Source organism: Brachybacterium huguangmaarense (assembly GCF_025725725.1).
In the GTDB taxonomy this organism is placed as follows: domain Bacteria; phylum Actinomycetota; class Actinomycetes; order Actinomycetales; family Dermabacteraceae; genus Brachybacterium; species Brachybacterium huguangmaarense.
Map to the genome: position 1 here is coordinate 544250 of NZ_CP107020.1, position 19511 is coordinate 563760.

Below are 19511 nucleotides of genomic sequence, written 5' to 3' on the forward strand. Positions count from 1 at the left end.
CGGAAGGGAGGCAATGCGGTCCGGGCGAGTCTCGATCGGCAGAGGGGAGCCGATGCTGGTCAGGCGGGTCAGTCGAAGTAATGCGGGACGTCGATGGCGCCGCCGGAGGCCGCGAACTCCTCGGCCACGGCGCGGGCCAGCTCGTCATCGTGCAGGACGTCCAGGAGGGTCGCGGCGAGGCCGAAGGCCCCGTCGGCGGCGGCCGAGCGGGCGCGGTCGGAGGTCGCGGCGGCCGCGAACTCGCGCGTGTGCAGGGCGACCTCGGGGTCGGCGATGCGGATGAGCGGGTGCATGCCCGGCAGCCGGTAGCTGACGTTGCCGAAGTCGGTCGACGCGGCGAGGGTCTCGGAGACGACGCCGCGGGGCAGCGGCTCACGTCCGCGACGCCGCTGCGCCTCGACCCAGCGGCCGGTGAGCGCCTCGTTGGTGCGCACGGGCAGCGACGGGGGGTGCACGTCCCAGTCGACGGTCACCCCGCAGCCGGTCATGAGGGCCGCTCCGAGCGCGACGTCCTCGACCCGTCGGGACAGGTCGCGCAGGGTCGCCGGCGCGGGAGAGCGCACGTACATCTGGACGCGGGCGAGGTCGGGGATGACGCTCGCGCGGTCCCCGCCCTCGGTGATGACGGCGTGCAGGCGGTCGGTGGGCGGGGTCTGCTGCCGCAGCAGACCGATGCCCTGGTACATGAGGGAGGCGGCGTCCAGGGCGTTGCGCCCCATGAAGGGCTGGGCGGAGGCGTGGGCCGTGCGGCCGTGGAAGTCGACGGTCAGGGTGCGCCGCCCGAGCCACAGCTGATCGGCCAGGTCGTGGCCGTAGCCGTGGGCCATGACGGCGGCGTCGAGGCCCTCGAACGCGCCCTCGCGCGCCATCACCTCCTTGCCGCTGTGCCCCTCCTCGGCGGGGGTGCCGAGGTAGACGACGCGGCCCGGCACGAGGCCCGGGTCCTCTTGGGCGAGGGCCGCGAGCGCGAGGAACGCGCCGAGGCCCATCACGGCGATCACGTTGTGGCCGCAGCCGTGGCCGATGACCGGCAGGGCGTCGTACTCCGAGAGCACGGCGACGGTCGGGCTCTCGACGCCCTCGGCCGGGGCGATCTCGGCGCGGATGGCGGTCTCGACGCCGTGCACGCCGAGCTGGGCGTCGATCCCGTGGCGCTGCAGCATCTCGACGATCGCGCGGCTGGAGCGGACCTCCTCGAAGGCGGTCTCGGGATGCGCGGCGAGGTCGAGCATGAGGTCGACGAGCTCGCCGTGCAGACCCTCGACGGCGTGCTCGAGGCGAGCGGTCACGGCATCGTCGGCGCCGGCGAAGGCGGAGCCGGGATGGCGTGCGGTCGCGTACGCGGCATCGGTCGCCGCCTGCAGCTCCTCGAGGTAGTCGGTCGAGGGCTCGAGCGGCTCGGCGGAGGGGCGAGGGGCATCGTGCGCAGTGGTGGGCATGGGAACACCCAAACACAGCGAGCGGCGTCGGCGCTCCTGATCCGGCACGTGCAACCATGCCGTGACGTGCGCAGACCACGCATCGGTCACCGGTGGCGACGGATGGCGGCCCTGTGCCTATCCTGGGCCCTTTCATCCGCCGGGCATCCCCGGGCGGCCCGTCCGCCCCGCCCTCGTCCCTCTTCTCCCCGGAAGGCTCCGATGTCCTCCTCGACAGACACTGCCGCCCCGGAGAAGGCGAGCGCCAATCGCGGCGCCTTCTCCGGTCGTTCCGCCTTCATCTTCGCCGCCATCGGCTCCGCCGTCGGCCTCGGCAACATCTGGCGCTTCCCCGCCGTCGCGTACGAGAACGGCGGCGGGGCGTTCATGATCCCCTATCTCGTGGCACTGCTGACCGCCGGCATCCCGCTGCTGTTCGTCGACTACGCGATCGGCCACCGCTGGCGCGGCTCGGCCCCGCTGGCCTGGCGCCGCCTCAAGCGGTGGGGCGAGTTCATCGGCTGGTGGCAGGTGCTCATCTGCGTCATCATCGGCGCCTACTACGCCCTGATCATCGCCTGGGCGGCCGACTACATGTTCTTCTCCCTCAACACGTCCTGGGGCGATGACGCGGCCGCGTTCTTCGGGAGCTTCACGCAGGCGCCCGACGCCGCCGAGACCTCCGTCGGCGGCTCGATCGTGTGGCCCGTCCTGATCTCCATCGTGGTGGTCTGGGTGGCCACCGTCGTCACCATGATCCTGGGCATCCAGAACGGCATCGCCCGGCTGTCGATGATCTTCATCCCGCTGCTCGTGATCATGTTCGTGATCCTCGTGGTGCGCGCGCTGTTCCTGCCCGGTGCGCTCGTCGGTCTCGAGACCCTGTTCACCCCCAACTGGAGCGCGCTGGCCGACGGAGGGGTGTGGGTCGCCGCCTACGGACAGATCTTCTTCTCGCTCTCGGTCGCGTTCGGCATCATGCTCACCTACTCGTCGTACCTGAAGAAGAAGTCGGACCTCACGGGCTCCGGGCTGGTCGTCGGGTTCTCCAACTCCGCCTTCGAGATCCTCGCCGGCATCGGGGTCTTCTCGGCGCTCGGGTTCATGGCCCAGGCCCAGGGCGTGCGGGTGGACGAGGTGGTCTCGAGCGGCATCGGCCTGGCCTTCATCGCCTTCCCGACGATCATCGGCGAGGCGCCCGGCGGCGCCCTCATCGGCGTGCTGTTCTTCGGCTCCCTCGTGCTGGCCGGCTTCACCTCGCTCGTCTCGATCGTCGAGGTCGTCATCTCGGCGGTGCACGACAAGTTCGGCATGTCCCGCGCGGCGTCGGTGCTGGTCGTCATGGTGCCGCTCGCCCTGGTCTCGACGATCCTGTTCTCGTTCAGCTCGGGGCTGCCGATGCTCGACGTGCTCGACAAGTTCGTCAACGAGTACGGCATCGTCGCGGTCGCCCTGGTGTCCACCGTGATCCTCGCGTGGCTCGTGCGCGGTCTGCCCACCCTGCGCGACCATCTCAACCACTCCGGCTCCTTCAAGATCGGCTGGTTCTGGATCGCGTGCGTGGCGGTCGTCGACCCGATCGTGCTGGCCGTGACGCTGTTCTTCTCGAGCCGCGACCTGCTGGGCGCGGGCGAGCCCTACGGCGGATACCCGGCCTGGTTCGTCAACGTGTTCGGCTGGGGCATGGCGGCCCTGCTGCTGGTGGCCGCGATCGTGCTGTCGCTCGCGCCCTGGTCACCCCGCTCGCACCTGCATCAGCTCGACTCCGACGGTGACGAGGTCGCCCCGGACGTCGTGCCCGGCCAGGGCCTCGAGCACGCGGGCGCCGCGACCCCGCACGCGATGCGCACCCCCTGAACGCCCAGTCCGCCTCCCGCCCACCGACCCTGAGGAGCTGCACATGTCGGCCTCGTCCATCGTCATGCTGATCGTCGCGATCGCGACCGTGTGGGGCGGCCTCGTCGCCGCGATCGTCAACGTCGTGCGTCATCCCGAGGACCTCGACTGACCCCGGACCGGCCCGCCGCCTGCACACGATCCTCGTGTGACCTGCGTCGGGCCGGTTTCCGTTCCCGGCCGCCTCTCGGGTAGCCTGGAGCACGCCTCGCGGGCCTGTGCCCCGATGCACTGGAGGATTCGCCTAGCGGCCTATGGCGCACGCCTGGAACGCGTGTTGGGTTCACGCCCTCGGGGGTTCAAATCCCCCATCCTCCGCCCACGAGAACGCCCCTGACCTGCCTTTCGGCAGATCAGGGGCGTTCGTGCGCCGGGGCATGCCTCCTGCCGGGCACGACGCGGCAGCCGCCCCGCCCGCCGTCAGATGCGTCGCACGCCCCACACGAGCTCGAGGGACCTCCCCGGCTCGAGCACCGCCAGGTCGCGCCCGGAGTTGAAGGCGTCGGGCGGGCACGTCATCGGCTCGATCGCGAGCGAGGCACGGCGCTCCTGCCCGGGGAGCGTGTCCGCCGTGAACACCTGCACCCATCTGGCGGTCCTGCCGAGCGTGACCTCGACGCCGTGCCCGTCGTCAGACGGATGCGCGCGACGCCCTCGTCGTCTCGTCGCAGGTCCGTGAAGGCGGTGTCGAGCACGGTCGCCCCGAGGCGACGGGGAACGGAGACGTCGCGCCCGTCGCCACCGCTCCGGGGCACCGCCACCTCGTCGATCGGCAGGCCCCGGTCATCGCATCGCAGTGATCGCCGTGCGGGCAGGTCGAGCCGCCAAGCGTCGACAGCGCCCTCGTGGGCGGGGCCGGCCACGAGGTAGGGATGGACTCCCAGCCCGCACGGCGCCGGGGTCGTCGACACGGTGGTGGCGACGATGCGCTGCGTGCACCCCTCGGCGCCGACGGAGGCCTGGACGTCGACCCGCATCCGCCACGGGTAGCCCGGCCGCGGCGCGATCCGTGTGCGCAGACGGACGGCATCGCCGGACCGGGCGAGCACGTCGAAGTCCTGCATGAAGACCAGTCCGTGCACAGCGCTGCGGCCGGCGACGTCGTTGACCGGCAGCTGATGGGCCGTGCCCGCGAAGCGGTACGCGCCGTCCGCGACCCGATTCGGCCAGGGGGCGAGGACCGCTCCCCTCATGCCAGGGAGGAGGTCGTCCTCGTCGAAGCCGCCGACGAGGTCCTGCCCGCGGAACGTCACCTGGCGCAGGGCGGCGCCGAGGCCCGTGACCGTGGCGGCGTAGTCGCCCGCACGGAGGACGAGCTGTCGCCCGGAGAGCGGCAGAGGCCGCGCGTCGCCGCGGTCCGCGTCGCCGTCGTCGTCAGGGCGCATCGGACCGGATCCTCTCCTCGACACGGGACACGCGGACGGGCGGGAGGGCGGGTCGCCAGATGCTGCGCGGCGACCCGCCCTCCCGCCATCAGGACGCACAGACCGGGCCGTCAGCGTCCCTCGTCCGCGACGCGCTCGCCGTCGGCGTACCACGGGATCAGCCCGTGGACGGGCGTGATCGGGACGTCCGGGTCCACGATCCTGCCCTTCTCCGCGAAAGCGTAGACCGCCCGGTCGTAGTCCTCCCCCGCGCCGAGGGCGTCTGCTCCCCCGGCCTGGCCGGCCCATCCCTGGAGCGCCAGGGCGACGACGGCGTGATGCGAGCTGGAGAGGATGATCTGCTTGACGATCTGGCAGTCCTCGTTGATGACGTAGATGTTGAAGTCCGCCATCCGGATCGTCTTGCCGCCCAGGCCCATCGAGCGCGCTCGAGGCGTGTCCTTCGCCGTGCCCTCGTAGACGGTGTAGACGGCTCCGCAGGCCTCGTTCGCGAAGACCTGGGACTCGACCGCCCGGAAGTCGGGGATGACGTCGTTGATCATCCGGGCCTCCTGGCTGTCGGCGTCCTTGAGCGCGGTGCCCCAGTCGCCCTTGGGGTATTCGGCGCCGCCCGAGTCCCAGCTCTGCACGGTCGCGTCCGGCGCGAAGTTCCAGTACGTCGGGTCACGGACGATCCTGCCGGTCTCGTGCCCGTCGACATGGGCCTTCGTGAACTCCTCTGCGACGCGGCGGTGCCATGCGATGAGCTCGTCGCGCGTCATCTGACTCTTCTTCGGGGACATTGATCTGCCTTTCTTCTGGATCGAACAGGGGAAGATGCCGCGACCGGCGTCATCTGACGCTCTTGATCGGGAACACGCACAGCGAGGAGAGGATCACGCCGATGATGGCGTAGATGAAGATCACCGCATAGTTGTGGCCGAACATGCCGAGCAGCACGGCCGCGAGGATCGGCACGAGCGTCTGGGGGATGTTGGTCGCCACGTTCAGGACGCCCAGGTCCTTGCCGACATCGCCGCTCGAGGGCAGCACATCGATCATGAGGGCGAGGTCGACCGAGATGTACGCGCCGTAGCCGACGCCCACGATCACGCCGTAGAGGAACATCGCGGCCGTGGTCGGCACGAGCAGCGGGATGAGGATCGCCACGATCATGATGGCGCTCGCGGCGAACACGAAGGCCTTGCGGCGGCCGATCTTGTCGGAGAACCGCCCGAACGCGATGGAGGCCACCATCGTCGTCACCATGATGATGATGTTCATGGTGGCGAGCGCCCGGCCCGCCGCGTTCACCTCCAAGCCGATGTAGTCGGTGAAGATGTAGAGGCCGTACTGCTGGATGGCCTGGTACCCGAGGACCATGAAGAAACGCCCCAGCCACGCCCACACGAAATCGGGGTGCTTGCGGAAGTTCAGCGGCCGGAAGAAGCCGAGGAAGAACTCCTTCCAGGAGAAGTCGGCGCGAGCGAGCCCCGTCGTGGACCTGTCGCGGTTGACGAGCACGAAGACGACCGCCCAGACGATCACCGCGCCGCCGAAGAGCGTGTACCCGACGCCCATGCGGTTCAGCAGGTTCCCGGCGAGCGCGAAGCCCGCCGAGATCCCGAGCGTCGTGCCGACGCCGACGAAGGAGGAGCCCAGCGCGCGGTGCCGGTAGTCCACGCGATCGGCGAGCACCGCGGACGACGGCGCCTGGAACACGTTCAGCGCCGCCTGCGCCAGCACCCAGCCGATCCCGACCAGCGCGACCGAGTTCGCGAACTGCATGAGGATGACCACGGCGCCGCCGGCGACGGCACCGCTCGCGATCCAGGGCGTGCGGCGCCCGAGGCGGGACCGGGTCCGATCCGAGAGCGTGCCGACGATCGGCTGCACGAAGAGCGTGATGAATGCGCCGATGCTCGAGATGACGGCGAGGTTGTCCACCTTGGCGGCGTTGTCGATCAGCGCGAGCTTGGCCGGGACGAAGACCCCGCCGATCGCCGCATAGGCGGTGTTCAGGAAGAAGAAGCTGAGGAGCAGTGAGACGAGAAGGGCGTTACGCTGCGCGCCCGAGAGGCCGAACGAGTGCTCTCGTTCGTCGGCCGTGACCGCTTCGGTGGTGTTCATGGGTGTCCTTGTCTAGACGTCGTCGTCAGGTAGGTGAGGCGGCGGTGAGCGGCGCTCGTCGTGCGACCGGAGGTCGGCGAGCGCGGTCACGTCGGGTGGTCAGGCCGCGCTCTGCGAGGGGAAGCAGGTCCGGGCGAAGCTGCGGTACGCGTCGATGCAGCCGGTCTCGTGGTCCTCGTCCGGGAAGATGGCCGTCGTCAGCGTCAGGCCGGGGACGGGGTGGCAGCGCGCCAGGTCGATGAAGCGGAGGTCCTCCACGGCCATCTTCCTCATGAGCTCGGAGGGCCCGAAGATCTCGCCGGTCCCGAGCGTCATGTGCAGATGGCGGGCGCGGCCGGCGTTCGCGTCGTCGGCCGCGAAGGCGCGATAGCGGTCGAAGATCGTGCTGTCCGGGACGAGGATGCCGGGGCTGCCGGCACCGAAGCGGGTGAAGAACGTGGACCCGGAGGTCAGCGCGTAGAGGGCGAAGAGCCCTCCGTACGAGAAGCCGAAGAGGCCCGCCCCCTCGTCGCTCACGCGATGGCGCGACGCGATGAACGGATGCAGCTCGTGCTCGAGGAGGTCGAGGAAGCGATCGGCCCGCGGGCGCTCGATCCACTCGAAGAACTGGTCGACCAGCGCCTGCGAGCCGCCGGGTGCCTCCGGGCCGAAGTTCTCCAGGATGTAGTCCCGCATGAAGGCCGGATAGGGCTCGTGCGGGGGCATCAGGTCGCGGTTGCGGAGGGCCAGGGGGTTGATGCCCTCGTCCAGGCGGGCCCCGCCCTCCTGCTCCAGGAGGTCGGCCACCTCCTGGGCACCGTCGCCCTCGCCCTGCCGCTGGCCGTGCTGCTGCGCATGGGGCCGGCGACGATCGGCGCGACCTTCTCGATCGACCGCGAGGGCTCCTTCGCGATGGTCAGCGAGCGCTACGGATCGGGCTCCCACCAGTACCGGGGCGTGCTGTCGATGTACGTGTTCGGCACGGTCTTCGGCGCCGTGATCGTCAGCCTGATCGCGTCGCTCACGATCTCGCTGAGGATCTTCGACCCGCTCGCCCTCGCGATGGGCTCGGGCGTCGGCTCGGGATCGATGATGGCGGCCGCCGCCTCGGTCATCGTCTCCGAGCACCCCGACATGGAGCAGCAGGTCCTCGCGCTCGCCGCGACCTCGAACCTCATCACCGGCGCCCTCGGCCTGTACGTGGGGGTCTGGGTGTCCCTCCCCCTCACCGACCGGTTCTATCGTCTGCTGACCCGCAACCAGGACGCCGAGCTGCCCGGGCGCGGCGCCGGGGCCGCGGACGCCGACGAGGCCGATCCGGCCGCGGTGAGCGAGGTGCTCGCACGGCCGACGGTGCGCGTGCCGCTGTGGATCTCCCTCGCGGTCGTCGCCGTCGCCGGGGTGATCGTCTCGGTGATCGCGAGTCGCACGTTCTCGTGGGACCTGGTGATCACGTACGTGGTGCTGGTGGCCCTCGTGGCGGCCGGCCTGGGGCTCAACCACCTGGTCCGCCGGGCGGTCCCCGCGATCATCTTCGTCACCACGATCGGCGTGATCGCGACCTCGCCGATCTCGCCGATCGCCGACTGGCTGGGCCAGGTGTCGGTCTCGGCGGACTTCCTCGCCATGATCACGGTCATGCTCACGATCGCGGGCTTCACGCTCGGCAAGGACGTGCCGATGCTCCGCAAGATCGGCTGGAAGATCATCCCCGTCGGCATCGTCGCGATCATCGCCTCGTTCCTGCCGGCCACGATCGTCGCGGAGTTCGCGCTCGGCATGTGGACCGCGTGAGCGCACGCCGGGCCGCGGCCCTCTGACCGAGGCGCCCCGGACCGGCGCGGCGCCGCGTCAATCCGCGCCCCTGTGCGCTGCGTCAGCCCGCGCCGGGTCAGCCGGCGCCAGCTCAGCCCGCGCGGGGTCAGTCCGCGCCAGGTCAGTCCGCGCCAGGTCAGCCCGCGCTGCGTCAGTCCGCGCGGCCGTCAGTCCGCGCGGGGCGCGCCGTCCTCGGTGCCGGCGGCATCCGCCGGGGTCCGCCGATCGGTCCGCGGGCCCTGGCCCAGGTCCGCAGCAGCCGCCTCGTCGTCCTCGATCCCGTAGCCGTCCACGCCCACGTCCTCGAGGCTGCCCATGATGCCGGTCTCCGGCGACCAGTCCTCGGCGGGGATGGGGCCGTCCTCCAGCAGATCGCTCCCGCGGCGACGGCCGGTCAGGCCGTGGTCTCCGTCGCCCTCGCGGGCGGCCCCCGGGGCACGGTGCCGGCCGACGTGCCCGGCCGCAGCTCCGTCCTCGGCCGTCCCGTCACCGGTGCGCGCGCCGTCCTCCCCCTCGCCGGAGGTCGCCAGATGCACGAGGGCGCCGTCGTCACGACGGGCGAGCCCCCGGGCGGCGAGCAGCCGGCCGTTCTCGCGCTCGTGGATGCGCCCGTTGGCCCGCTGGGCGTCCTGGAACATCGTGGTCCTCCCGCTCAGGACACGCCGCACCCGGCGCCACTCCCAGTAGGGCTTGCCGACCCACGTCAGCACGAGCCCGACGACCAGGTAGCCGGCCCACATCGCCCAGCCGCGGCCGTAGCCCGGTCCGACGTCGTAGACGAGACGCTTGAGCATCTCGCTGATGCCGGAGCCGACGACGACGTGGTTGAGCCACTGGAAGGGCTGGGGCATGAGCCACTGGGGCATCGCCGCACCCGAGGCGGGGATCGACAGGAAGATGAAGATCGTCATGGCGGGGGCCGCGATGAAGCGTCCGACGAAGTAGGACAGCCCGTTGACCGCGACGCCGATCGCGACCGCCCATGCCCAGCCGAGCCCCCACAGGGCGAAGAAGTGGCCGTGGATCGCGCCGAGCACGAGGTCCACGAGCACGGCCGCGAGCAGGCTCAGCCCCAGGCCCACGCCGCCGATCACGGCGAAGCGGGTCAGGCGCCGCAGGGGGCCGCCCATGAGGCCGATGAACATCGCGGCCAGGTAGCCCGAGATGCACCACGCGAGCATGAGGTACATCGGCGTCATGCCCAGGTCCCCCGCGGGCAGCGGCGCGATGTCCTCGTGCGTCGGCGTCTCGTCGGCGCCCAGGATCGGGGCCACGAGCGTCGGCAGCAGCTGGGCCGCCTGCGCCTGGTGCGCTCCCGCGACGATGACGGCGTTGGACTCGACGTCGTAGGCCAGCCCCACCCGCCCGGCGCGCACATCGGAGCGCGCGGTCGCGCCGTCCGGCTCGCGCACCATGTCGAAGGCATCGGGCATCGCCGCGTCGGCCGCGCTCTGGTACTGCTCGACGGCGGCGCTCGTGCCGATCACGCCCACGGGCACGTGGCGGGGCGCGACGTGCTGGAACGCGCCGACGTAGCAGACGATGAACATGACGCACAGGAACACCGGCATCCACAGCTGCATCAGGACCAGCTGCAGCGGCGGGTTCAGCCGGCCGAACCAGCGGCGGAACGCGCTCGTGCCCGGCGGCGGGGTGTGGACGACCTCCTCGGTCGGGTTCGCGCTCGTCATGGCTCCTCGGTCTGTCGGCGGGGTCTCGCGGGCAGGCTACGCCTGGGCCTCCCGCTCGTCCGCGCCCGGCATCGGCCGGCCCACGCGCGCCCAGAACCCCGGGTCCCAGGCGATCAGGCCCGCGGCGGGCAGCGCGAGCACCTCGGCCAGCTGCTCGTCGAGCATGCGCTGGGCCCACAGCTCGACCACCGCCGCCATGAGCCGGCGGGCACGGACCCCCACCCCGCCGTCGCGATCGGACAGCGCCTCCGGCAGCACCTCGGTGCGCTCGATCGCCATGGCGACCTCGTGGAACAGGTCGAAGTACTCACGATGCCCGAACGCCGGAGCAGCGCCCAGCTCCCGGACCCGCGCCGCGAGCCTCTCGACCTCCGCCTCCTCCGGCGCGGCGAAGGCGCGGCGCGCCCAGGCGCGCGCCTGGGCGTCGGACTCCGGCACGAGGCGGCAGTGCTCGATGCCCGCCTCGTCGCCGACGAGCCGCTCGAGCTGGCGCGACAGGTCATCCGGCTGCTCCCGTACGGCGATGAGCACGCCTGCTCGCAGGGGCCGATACCCCCAGTGCCGGGCGACGTGCAGCACGCGGTCGCGATCGCCGCGCCGGGTCTCGGGGATCGTGACCAGCAGCGCCCGGAAGGAGCCGTCGTAGGCCGCGGTCTCCTGAGCCCCGGAGTAGCGGACGAATCCGCCGTCGAGCTGCGTCGAGCGTCGGTAGACGCTGACCCTGCCGGCCGTCGAGCGCACGAGCAGGCCGCGGTCCACGAGGCGCACGAGCTCGTTGCGCACGCTCAGCGCCGAGTACCCGCGATGCGCCAGCACGGCCGCGAAGGCGGGGCCGGGCACGGCCACGGCGCCCAGGCACCCGAACACGCTCACCAGGTCGAAGGCGGCGCGGGTCATGCGATAGCGGGACGGCGAGACCCTCGGCATGCGCCGACGATAGAACACATCTGGCGCCCGGATCGGGACGATCTCGCGCCGCGCCGCCACGCGCCCGACGATGGGCGCACCAGCCGCGGCGAGCGCGGTCCCCGCCGGCGCCGCGTCGCCGCGGACCCGCGCTCCATGCGCCGCCCGAGCGAAGGAGACGCCCATGTCCGCCGATCAGCGCCAGCCCCATCCCCCCGTGCCCGCCGACGACGTGAACCGGCTGGCGCGGGCGCTCCGGTCGAGCCTGCTCGCCGCCGCGATCGCCGCGATCATCGCGTTCATCGCCTTCGGGATCTTCGCGGGCGACTCCGAGGTCATGGCCCGCTGGATGGTCATGTCGGCGCTGCTCGCGGGCTCGGGCGGCTACATCGGCGGGCTCATCGCCGGCCGGGGGCGCTGACCTCCTGACGCGGCGGCGCCGCGAGCGGGGCCGGAGCCGCGGGCGGGGCCGCAGCCACGCGGGCGGGGCCGCAGCCGCAGGCGGGGCGAGCGGGTCGGACGCATCGTTCGATGCATCGTGGCGCCCGGGCGGCGGCGACCGGTGAGAGGGGGCCGACGCACGCCAGTACCCTGGCCCCAACGCCGCGCCCTCCCCCCGTCGCGCGGCCCCGGCTCACCCTGCTGGAGCGCACGATGGAACCTCGCGGACGGCATCTCGCCACCGGCGCCGGCCTCCGGCAGCGTCATCCCGCCCTGGTCCTGTGCGCCGCGCTGCTCGTGGGCTGTGTGGCGGTCGGGGTGGTGGGGATCGCGTTCCTCCACCAGCTGCGCGCGTTCGACGCCCCCTATCGTCCCGGCGGGGCCGATCCGCTGTACTCGCAGGCTCCCGTGCCGCCCGAGGCCGGCCTCTCGGTCCCCCCGAGCGGGCACGAGAGCCCGGCCTGGTCGGCTCTCACCGGCTCCCCGCTGACCCGGCTGCGGGTGACCGAGACGACGGACTGCGATCTGCCCGCGCTGCGCGGCAGATCGACCTCCCGGGACACGCTCCAGGAGCACCTGACGGCGCTCGCCGGCTGCCTCGACCGGCAGTGGGCGCCCGTGCTCACAGAAGCGGGCCTCACCTTCGAGCCGGTGTCCGTGGTCGTCTTCGATCCCCATCGCGGCACCGGCAGCGCATGTGGCGGCAAGGAGTCGGCGGTCCCGGCCGTCTACTGCCCGTCCGAGCGCACGATCTACGTCTCGTCCTCGGTCGGCAAGCACCGCTCGGGCACCGCCAACTGGACCGAGCTGACCGTCGTGAGCGTGCTGGGCCATGAGTACGGGCATCATCTGCAGTCGCTCACGGGAGTGCTCGACGACGCGGATGCGGCCGCCGCCCAGGGGGCGGACGGCTCTGCGGACATGGCGCGGCGGATCGAGTCGATGGCCACGTGCCTGGGCGCGCTGTCGCACGGCCGGCTGGGCGGGGCCCAGCAGATCACCCAGGGCTACTACGCGCGCATGATCGACCCCGGCACCTATCGCGCGGACGCCTCCCACGGCAGCGCCGCCACCCAGGCGTTCTGGGCCAAGCGGGGCTACGACGCGGACGGCGACACGAGCCGCTGCGCGACCTTCTCCGCCCCGGCCGAGCAGATGCGCTGACCGGGAGGGCGCGGGCGGCAACGCAGCCGGTGGGCGGCGCGGCCGGTCGGTGGCAGAGCCGGTGAGTGGCGCGGCCGGTCGGTGGCAGAGCCGGTGGGCGGCGCGGCCGGTCGATGGCACTGCCGGTGGATGGCGCGGCCGGTCGACGGCACGGCCGATGGGCGGGGCGGCCGGTCAGTGGCAGAGCCGGTGGGCGGCAGAGTCGGTCGGCGGCGCGGGCGGTCGATGGCACTGCCGGTGGGCGGGGCGGCCGGTCGACGGGGCGGCCGGTCGGTAACAGAGCCGGGCGGTGGCAGAGCCGGTGGGTGGCAGGGCCGGTAGGCGGTGCGGCTGGTCGGATGAAGCACGTCGCACCGGCCGGACGGGCAACGATGGCAGGAGCAGACGCGCAGCCCCGCCAGGGGCACGGCGTCGGACGACAGGAGCCAGGCGCTCACCCGAAGTCCGGGCCGGGCGCTCATCCGAGGTCCGGGCCAGGCGCTCACCCGAAGTCCGGGCCGGGCGCTCACCCGTGAACCGGGGTGCCAGCCGGCGTCCCGGCCCAGGCCCCTCCCACCCGGACCTCCTCGGACTCGAGATCAGGGCCGCCTCCTCGGGCCACTGGTCACGGACGGGACGCTGGTGATGTGCTGTGGCTATATAGCCAGTGCACATCACCAGCGTCCCGTCCAGGACACGCACCCCGGGTACGCCGGCCACGTAGCCCGCCTTTCTCTCTCCCCCCGCAGTCCCCTCGCCGCCACTCCCTTCCCTCCCTCCGCCGCCCCGGCTCCCTCTCCTCGGTGTGCCATCAGCGACATCCCCTTGCCCCCGCCCCTTCATTAGTTTACTTTTCATCTATAGACCCGGTGTGGCCGGGCCTGCGCCGAGCCCGGAAGGAGGGCGCTCCCGTGCAGTTCGGGATCTTCACCATCGCCGACATCACGCCCGACCCGACCACGGGGCGCGTGCCCACCGAGCACGAGCGCCTGCGATCCCTGGTCGAGCAGGCCACGCTCGCCGAGCAGGTCGGCCTGGACGTCTTCGCCCTCGGCGAGCACCACAACCCGCCGTTCGTGACCTCCTCGCCCACGACCACCCTCGCCTACATCGGCGCCCAGACCTCGCGCCTGCTCCTGTCGACCGCGACCACGCTGATCACGACCAACGACCCGGTCAAGATCGCCGAGGACTACGCGATGCTCCAGCACCTCACGGAGGGGCGCGTCGACCTCGTGATGGGCCGCGGGAACACCGGCCCCGTCTACCCGTGGTTCGGCCAGGACATCCGCAAGGGCCTCGAGCTCGCGGTCGAGAACTACGACCTCCTGCACCGTCTGTGGACCGAGGACGTCGTGGACTGGGAGGGCCGCTTCCGCACGCCTCTCCAGCAGTTCACCTCGACGCCGCGGCCGCTCGACGGCGTCCCGCCCTTCGTCTGGCACGGCTCGATCCGCTCGCCCCAGATCGCCGAGCAGGCCGCCTACTACGGCGACGGCTTCTTCCACAACAACATCTTCTGGCCGATCGCCCACACCCGTCAGATGGTCGAGCTCTTCCGCCGGCGCTTCGAGCACTACGGCCACGGCACCGCCGCGCAGGCGTTCGTCGGCCTCGGCGGCCAGGCGTTCATGCGCGCACGGTCGCAGGACGCGGTCGCCGAGTTCCGCCCGTACTTCGACCATGCCCCGGTCTACGGCGGCGGGCCCTCGCTCGAGGACTTCACCGCCCAGACCCCGCTCGTCGTCGGCTCCCCCGAGCAGGTGGTCGAGCGCTACCTCACGATGGCCGACCACGTCGGCGACTACCAGCGCCAGCTGTTCCTCATGGACCACGCGGGGCTGCCGCACCGGACCGTCATGGAGCAGATCGAGCTGCTGGGCACCGAGGTCGTGCCCGTGCTGCGGCGCGAGCTCGACGCCCGGCGGCCCGCCGACGTCCCGGACGCGCCCACCCACGCGGGCCTCGTCGCGGCGGCCGAGGCCGAGCGCGGCGCCTTCGATGCGGCGTACCGTTTCGAGACGGGAGAGAACTGGACCGGGCTCCGGGCCGAGAGCGGTGACTCGCCACGGCGACCCGCCTGAGCCTCATGCGTCCGGTCCGCCGGCCGGCCGCGCCCTCGGCGGTCGCCGGCGCGGCGGCGCCGTCCCGTCCATCGTCAGGGAAGTGAGGCCATGACCGACACACCGATGCGGATCGTCGTGCTGAGCGCGGGGCTGTCGTCCCCGAGCTCCACCCGGATGCTCGCCGACCATCTCGCCGCGAGCGCCCGCGCGGAGCTCGAGGCGCGGGGCGCCGAGGTCGAGGTGACGGCCTACGAGCTGCGCTCCTACGCGCACGAGATCACCGACGCGATGCTCTCCCACTTCCCCGGCGAGCGCCTCGCCGCGCTGATCGCCGCGGTCCGGGACGCGGACGCCGTGATCGCGGTGACGCCGATCTTCAACACCGGCCCCTCGGGGCTGTTCAAGTCCTTCATCGACGTGGTGCCGCTCGGCGTGTGGCCCGGCAAGCCCGTGCTGCTCGGCGCGACGGCCGGCTCGGCTCGTCACTCCCTCGCCCTCGAGTACACGATCCGCCCGATGTTCGTGTACCTCAAGGCGGCTCTCGTGCCGACGGCCGTGGTCGCGGCGAGCTCGGACTTCGGCGTCGCCGCCGTCGGCGAGGGCGACGCGGCCTCGCTCGCCTCCCGCACGCGCCGCGCGGCCCAGGAGCTCGCGGCGCTCGGCTGCGGCGCGCGCCGCATCGGCCACGACGACGTCGAGCCGCCCTCGGAGGCGGACGGCCCGGCCGACGAGCGCCCCACAGGCGCGGACGACGCCGCCCCGGCGGGCTCAGCGGACCCCGCGCCGACCGGCGGCGCCGCGGGCCTGGACCCGGAGTTCTCCGACTTCGTGCCCCTGGGCTCGCTCCTGCGCCGCGACTGACCGCCCCGGCGCTGCGCGACCAGCCGCGACGGTCCGCGCTGCCGCGGCGAGCGGGACCCGTCGCGTAGCGTGGTGCTCCCGGGGCCACCGCCGGCCCCATCTGCGACCCGAGGGAGCGACCGTGGATGCCGAGCGCCTGACCGATTCGATCTGCTACCACGCCGAGGGGCCGTCATGGTCCGACTCCTGGGGCGGCCTGCGCTGGGTGGACATGCTGGCGGGCGACCTGCTGCACCTGCACGAGGACGGCGACGTCGACCGGATCGAGACGCCCAGCCCCGTGGTCGCGTGCGTCCGGCCGCGGCGCCAGGGCGGAGCGGTCCTCGCCGTCGAGAAGGGCTTCGCGCTCGAGGGCGCCGACGGGGGCGTCGAGCTGCTCGAGGACCTGTGGGACGGCCCGGTGCGCATGAACGAGGGCTCCGTCGCCCCCGACGGCTCGTTCCTGTGCGGCTCGATGGCCTATGACCAGCACGAGGGCGGCGCCGAAATGTGGCGGCTGTTCCCGGACCTGAGCACGCGCCGCATCGCGACCGGGCTGACCATCTCCAACGGCCTGGCCTTCTCCCCCGACGGCACCCTCGCCTACTACGTGGACACCCCCACCGGTCGGGTCGACGTCCTGGACTGGGACGACGAGCGCGCCCTGGTGAACCGTCGCCCCTTCAGCGACCTGTCGGCCGAGGAGGGCGGCCCCGACGGCCTGTGCCTGGATGCCGACGGGCACGTGTGGGTCGCGATGAACGGCGGGAGCGCCGTGCTCGGCCTCGACGCCCTCGGCTCGGTGGTCCAGCGCATCGAGGTCGGCGCCCGTCAGGTGACGGCCTGCACGTTCGGCGGGGACGATCTCGCGACCCTCTTCATCACCACGAGCCGCGAGAACCTCGCCGACGACGACGATCCGGCGGCCGGCTCGCTCTTCGCGGCGACGCCCGGCGTGAAGGGGCTCGGGCCCGGGACCGCGTTCGCAGGCTGACCCGACCGGGCGTCGGGCGGCTCTCACCACCCCGAGCCCCGACAGGCAAGGTGTTCCTCACCTCACCTCGAACCTCGGAGGGCGCCCGTGCCGACGACCAACTCCCGCACCAGCTCCCCGCGCCGCGGCGTCAACGGAGTGATCCTCAAGGCCTTCCGAGCCCGTGACACGCGCGTGAGCGTGATCGGGCGCGAGGAGGTCTCCGAGCACTTCGTGCGCCTGCGCTGCCGCGGCGACGAGGTGCTCGCCGCGGAGGATCTCTACCCCACCTACTGGCTGCGCCTGTGGTTCACCGAGCCCGGCGGCAAGGGCCATCAGCGCGGATACACCGTCGTGGACCCCGATCCTGCGACGGGCGAGTTCTCGCTCGAGTTCTACCTCCATCCGGGCATCGCCTCGGCGTGGGCGCAGCGCGCGACGCCCGGCGACGAGATGGAGGCGACGATCCTCAACGGGCGTCCGCTCGTGGACCCGCTGCCCGACCACCTGGTCGCCGTCGGCGACGGGGCGTCGCTGCCCGCCATCCTCGACACCCTCCGCCGCACGCCCGACCTCCCCGCCACCGTGCTGCTCGAGCGCGGATATCCCGATGACGAGAGCGTCCTCCCGGCGCCCCGGCCGCGGGCGGGGCAGGTGGACGTGCGCTGGTTCGACCGCGACGGCTCGATCGTCGACGCCGCCCTCGATGCCGCGGCCTCCGCGCCCGCCGGCAGCGTGTACTTCGTCTCCCTCGAGGGCGAGCCCACCCGGCGTCTCTCCTCGGCGCTGCGCAAACGCCTGGGGGTGCCCAAGGAGCGCGTGCACGCGCTCGCCTACTGGAAGCGCTGACCGCCGCCGGCACCCCGGGGGGGCATCGCGTCCGGGGCAGCCGGCCCGCCTCCATCGGCCGCGTCGCCCCGGCCGGCGCCACGCCCTGGGCGAGCTGGCGGCCTCCCCTCGGTCGCACGTCGTAGCCTGGCCGCGTGAGCCCCGGATCGTCGCCCCCGTCCGCCCCGCCCCGACCGGGCGATGCCGCCGACGTCGGGCGCTGGTTCTCGACGGCCACCGCCCCGGTTGTCGGCCGCGGGCTGCCCCGTCTGCCCGCGTGGGGCCCCGATCCCCGCGGTGGCTACGGCCTCGTGAGCGACGAGGGGACCGTGGAGCGGGCGCTCGCCGTCATCCGCGGCCGGGACACCGCCGTGCTGACGGGCGCGGGCATGTCCACCGGCTCCGGGCTGCCGGACTACCGGGGCGCCGACGCCGTGCCCCGCTCCCCCATGACCTTCCAGGAGTTCAGCCGCTCCGACCTCGCCCGGCGCCGCTACTGGGCGCGCTCGACGGTGGGCTGGACCCAGTTCAACCGGGCCCGCCCCAACCTCGCGCACCGACGTCTGGCCACCCTCGCCCGCGTCACGCCGCTCGAGGCGGTCATCACCCAGAACGTCGACGGCCTCCATCAGGCCGCCGGCTCCCGCCCCGTCGTCGACCTGCACGGCCGCCTCGCGGTCGTGCGATGCCTCTCGTGCGATGCGACCAGCTCCCGCGAGAGACATCACGAGCGTCTGCTGGCGATGAACCCCGAGGTCGCCGCGCATCTCGACGAGCTCGCCGCCGACGCCGCCCAGGCGCCCGACGGCGATGCCGAGGTCGACCGCACCTCGAGCTTCCGCTACCCCCCGTGTCCGCTGTGCGGCGGCGTGCTCAAGCCAGACGTCGTCTTCTTCGGCGAGAGCGCCCGCCCCGAACACGTCGCCGAGGCCATGGCCGCCGTCGACCGCGCGGAGGCGCTGCTCGTGCTCGGATCGAGCCTCACCGTGCGGTCGGGGCTGCGGTTCGTGCGCCGCGCGATCGGCCGCGGCGCGGCGGTCGTCATCGTCAACGACGGGCCCACCCGCGGCGACGCCCTCGCGGCCGTGCGCGTGCACGGCCGGATCGAGGACGTGCTGGGGCGCTGGCTCGAGCTGCTCGGCGAGGGTCAGAGATCCTCGTAGCGCGCCCGGAAGAAGCTGTAGACGCCGTAGAGGACGAGGCCGATGCCCACGAGAGCGAGCAGGATCGTGCCCGCCGGCAGACCGGCCATCGTGTGCAGGGCGCCGTCGAGCCCGGTGGCCTTGTCGGGGTCGGCCCCGATCCCGGCCCACGCGAACAGGGCGCCCACCGCGATCAGCGCCACGCCCTTGGCGATGAAACCTGCCATGGCGCATGCGACCACGAGGGCCGACGCCGAGCCGGACGGCTCGCGCCGCAGGTCCCGTTCGAACCGTCGGGTGGCGCCCTTGACCACATGGAACACGCCGACGCCGACGACGACGGCGCCGACGGCGACCACGAGCACCTGTCCCGCGGGGTTGCCCAGCAGCGGAGCGGCCGCCCCCTCGGTCTGCTGGCTCGACGAGGAGCCGGCGCCGACGGCAAAGCGCCCCGCGGCGACGGCCATGACGGCGTACACGACCGCCTTGCCGCCGTACGAGACGGCGCGGCTCAGCTTCGTGGCGACGGTCGGCTCGCGCCGTGCCTCGAACCACGCCTCGAGGGCATTCCAGATGGCGAGGGCGCCCATCGCGAGCGCGCCGATACCGAGCAGGATCTCTCCGCCGGGGGCCTGGGCGACCGAGGCGAGCGCACCGGACTGGTCGGCGTCGCCGCCGCCGGAGCCGAGGGCGAGCCGTAGGGCGATCCAGCCGATGAGGATGTGCACGAGCCCGCTCGCGACGAAACCGGTGCGCGCCGCGGTGCGCAGGGCCGTCGAGCTCTCGGCGCGCTCGGCCGCGTCCTCCGCACGATCGGCGGCCTCGCTCACGCCGGATGCGGCGTCCGTGGTGCCCGCGTCCTCGTCCATGAGGACCATC

At 72.8% G+C, this 19511-nt stretch carries 18 protein-coding genes and 1 tRNA gene; 11 read left to right on the top strand and 8 right to left on the bottom strand.

Going from position 1 to position 19511, the window contains the following annotated elements:
• Nucleotides 1–68: 68 nt before the first annotated feature.
• A complete protein-coding gene (locus BRM3_RS02425; protein ID WP_263594516.1) occupies nucleotides 69–1439 on the bottom strand; it encodes a M20 family metallopeptidase in 1371 nt (456 codons plus the stop codon).
• A 201-nt stretch (nucleotides 1440–1640) separates the two neighbouring features.
• Here BRM3_RS02425 and BRM3_RS02430 point away from each other — a divergent pair, with 201 nt between their 5' ends.
• From BRM3_RS02430 to BRM3_RS02440, 3 genes are all read left to right on the top strand, one after another.
• On the top strand, nucleotides 1641–3275 hold the full coding sequence (locus BRM3_RS02430; protein WP_263594517.1) for a sodium-dependent transporter: 1635 nt from the start codon (nucleotides 1641–1643) through the stop codon (nucleotides 3273–3275).
• Between the two features lie 43 nt (nucleotides 3276–3318).
• Entirely contained in the window at nucleotides 3319–3426 is a 108-nt protein-coding gene (locus BRM3_RS02435) for a methionine/alanine import family NSS transporter small subunit (RefSeq protein ID WP_263594518.1), read from the top strand.
• 121 nt (nucleotides 3427–3547) lie between these two features.
• A tRNA-Ser gene (locus tag BRM3_RS02440) sits at nucleotides 3548–3632 on the top strand.
• Between the two features lie 197 nt (nucleotides 3633–3829).
• Here BRM3_RS02440 and BRM3_RS02450 read toward each other — a convergent pair.
• The 4 genes from BRM3_RS02450 to BRM3_RS02465 all read right to left on the bottom strand — a co-directional run bounded on the left by BRM3_RS02450 (nucleotide 3830) and on the right by BRM3_RS02465 (nucleotide 7513).
• Nucleotides 3830–4699 (bottom strand): aldose epimerase family protein, encoded by an 870-nt coding sequence (locus tag BRM3_RS02450; protein WP_263594520.1) that lies wholly within the window; start codon nucleotides 4697–4699, stop codon nucleotides 3830–3832.
• Nucleotides 4700–4809: 110 nt separating this feature from the next.
• The gene (locus BRM3_RS02455; protein WP_263594521.1) at nucleotides 4810–5460 is read right to left on the bottom strand and encodes a hypothetical protein; all 651 of its coding nucleotides are present in this window, start codon (nucleotides 5458–5460) and stop codon (nucleotides 4810–4812) included.
• Between the two features lie 70 nt (nucleotides 5461–5530).
• Complete coding sequence (locus BRM3_RS02460; RefSeq protein ID WP_263594522.1) at nucleotides 5531–6808, bottom strand: MFS transporter; 1278 nt, start codon at nucleotides 6806–6808, stop codon at nucleotides 5531–5533.
• A gap of 99 nt (nucleotides 6809–6907) precedes the next feature.
• Nucleotides 6908–7513, bottom strand: a complete 606-nt coding sequence (locus tag BRM3_RS02465; RefSeq protein ID WP_263594523.1) for an alpha/beta hydrolase-fold protein — start codon at nucleotides 7511–7513, stop codon at nucleotides 6908–6910.
• Between BRM3_RS02465 and BRM3_RS02470 the strand changes: the two genes are divergently transcribed.
• The gene (locus BRM3_RS02470; RefSeq protein WP_263594524.1) at nucleotides 7502–8581 is read left to right on the top strand and encodes a DUF3100 domain-containing protein; all 1080 of its coding nucleotides are present in this window, start codon (nucleotides 7502–7504) and stop codon (nucleotides 8579–8581) included. The two genes, BRM3_RS02465 and BRM3_RS02470, sit on opposite strands and share 12 nt — an antisense overlap.
• Before the next feature lie 188 nt (nucleotides 8582–8769).
• On the opposite strand, the gene BRM3_RS02475 is transcribed toward BRM3_RS02470, so the two are convergent.
• On the bottom strand, nucleotides 8770–10293 hold the full coding sequence (locus BRM3_RS02475) for an ABC transporter permease (protein WP_263594525.1): 1524 nt from the start codon (nucleotides 10291–10293) through the stop codon (nucleotides 8770–8772).
• 36 nt (nucleotides 10294–10329) lie between these two features.
• Nucleotides 10330–11220 carry a hypothetical protein gene (locus BRM3_RS02480; protein WP_263594526.1) on the bottom strand — a complete coding sequence of 297 codons (891 nt, stop codon included), beginning with the start codon at nucleotides 11218–11220 and terminating at the stop codon, nucleotides 10330–10332.
• 163 nt (nucleotides 11221–11383) lie between these two features.
• Here BRM3_RS02480 and BRM3_RS02485 point away from each other — a divergent pair, with 163 nt between their 5' ends.
• The 7 genes from BRM3_RS02485 (at nucleotide 11384) to BRM3_RS02515 (ending at nucleotide 18653) form a co-directional block, all read left to right on the top strand.
• A complete protein-coding gene (locus BRM3_RS02485) occupies nucleotides 11384–11620 on the top strand; it encodes a hypothetical protein (protein ID WP_263594527.1) in 237 nt (78 codons plus the stop codon).
• A gap of 233 nt (nucleotides 11621–11853) precedes the next feature.
• A complete protein-coding gene (locus BRM3_RS02490) occupies nucleotides 11854–12804 on the top strand; it encodes a neutral zinc metallopeptidase (protein WP_263594528.1) in 951 nt (316 codons plus the stop codon).
• Between the two features lie 890 nt (nucleotides 12805–13694).
• Entirely contained in the window at nucleotides 13695–14867 is a 1173-nt protein-coding gene (locus tag BRM3_RS02495; protein ID WP_263594529.1) for an LLM class flavin-dependent oxidoreductase, read from the top strand.
• 90 nt (nucleotides 14868–14957) lie between these two features.
• Nucleotides 14958–15710 carry a CE1759 family FMN reductase gene (locus BRM3_RS02500; RefSeq protein WP_263594530.1) on the top strand — a complete coding sequence of 251 codons (753 nt, stop codon included), beginning with the start codon at nucleotides 14958–14960 and terminating at the stop codon, nucleotides 15708–15710.
• 121 nt (nucleotides 15711–15831) lie between these two features.
• Entirely contained in the window at nucleotides 15832–16683 is an 852-nt protein-coding gene (locus BRM3_RS02505; protein WP_263594531.1) for an SMP-30/gluconolactonase/LRE family protein, read from the top strand.
• Between the two features lie 87 nt (nucleotides 16684–16770).
• Nucleotides 16771–17511, top strand: a complete 741-nt coding sequence (locus BRM3_RS02510) for a siderophore-interacting protein (RefSeq protein ID WP_263594532.1) — start codon at nucleotides 16771–16773, stop codon at nucleotides 17509–17511.
• A gap of 134 nt (nucleotides 17512–17645) precedes the next feature.
• Nucleotides 17646–18653, top strand: a complete 1008-nt coding sequence (locus tag BRM3_RS02515) for a Sir2 family NAD-dependent protein deacetylase (protein ID WP_263594533.1) — start codon at nucleotides 17646–17648, stop codon at nucleotides 18651–18653.
• Here the strand turns inward: BRM3_RS02515 and BRM3_RS02520 are convergent.
• On the bottom strand, nucleotides 18638–19501 hold the full coding sequence (locus BRM3_RS02520; RefSeq protein WP_263594534.1) for a DUF1206 domain-containing protein: 864 nt from the start codon (nucleotides 19499–19501) through the stop codon (nucleotides 18638–18640). The two genes, BRM3_RS02515 and BRM3_RS02520, sit on opposite strands and share 16 nt — an antisense overlap.
• Nucleotides 19502–19511: the final 10 nt, after the last annotated feature.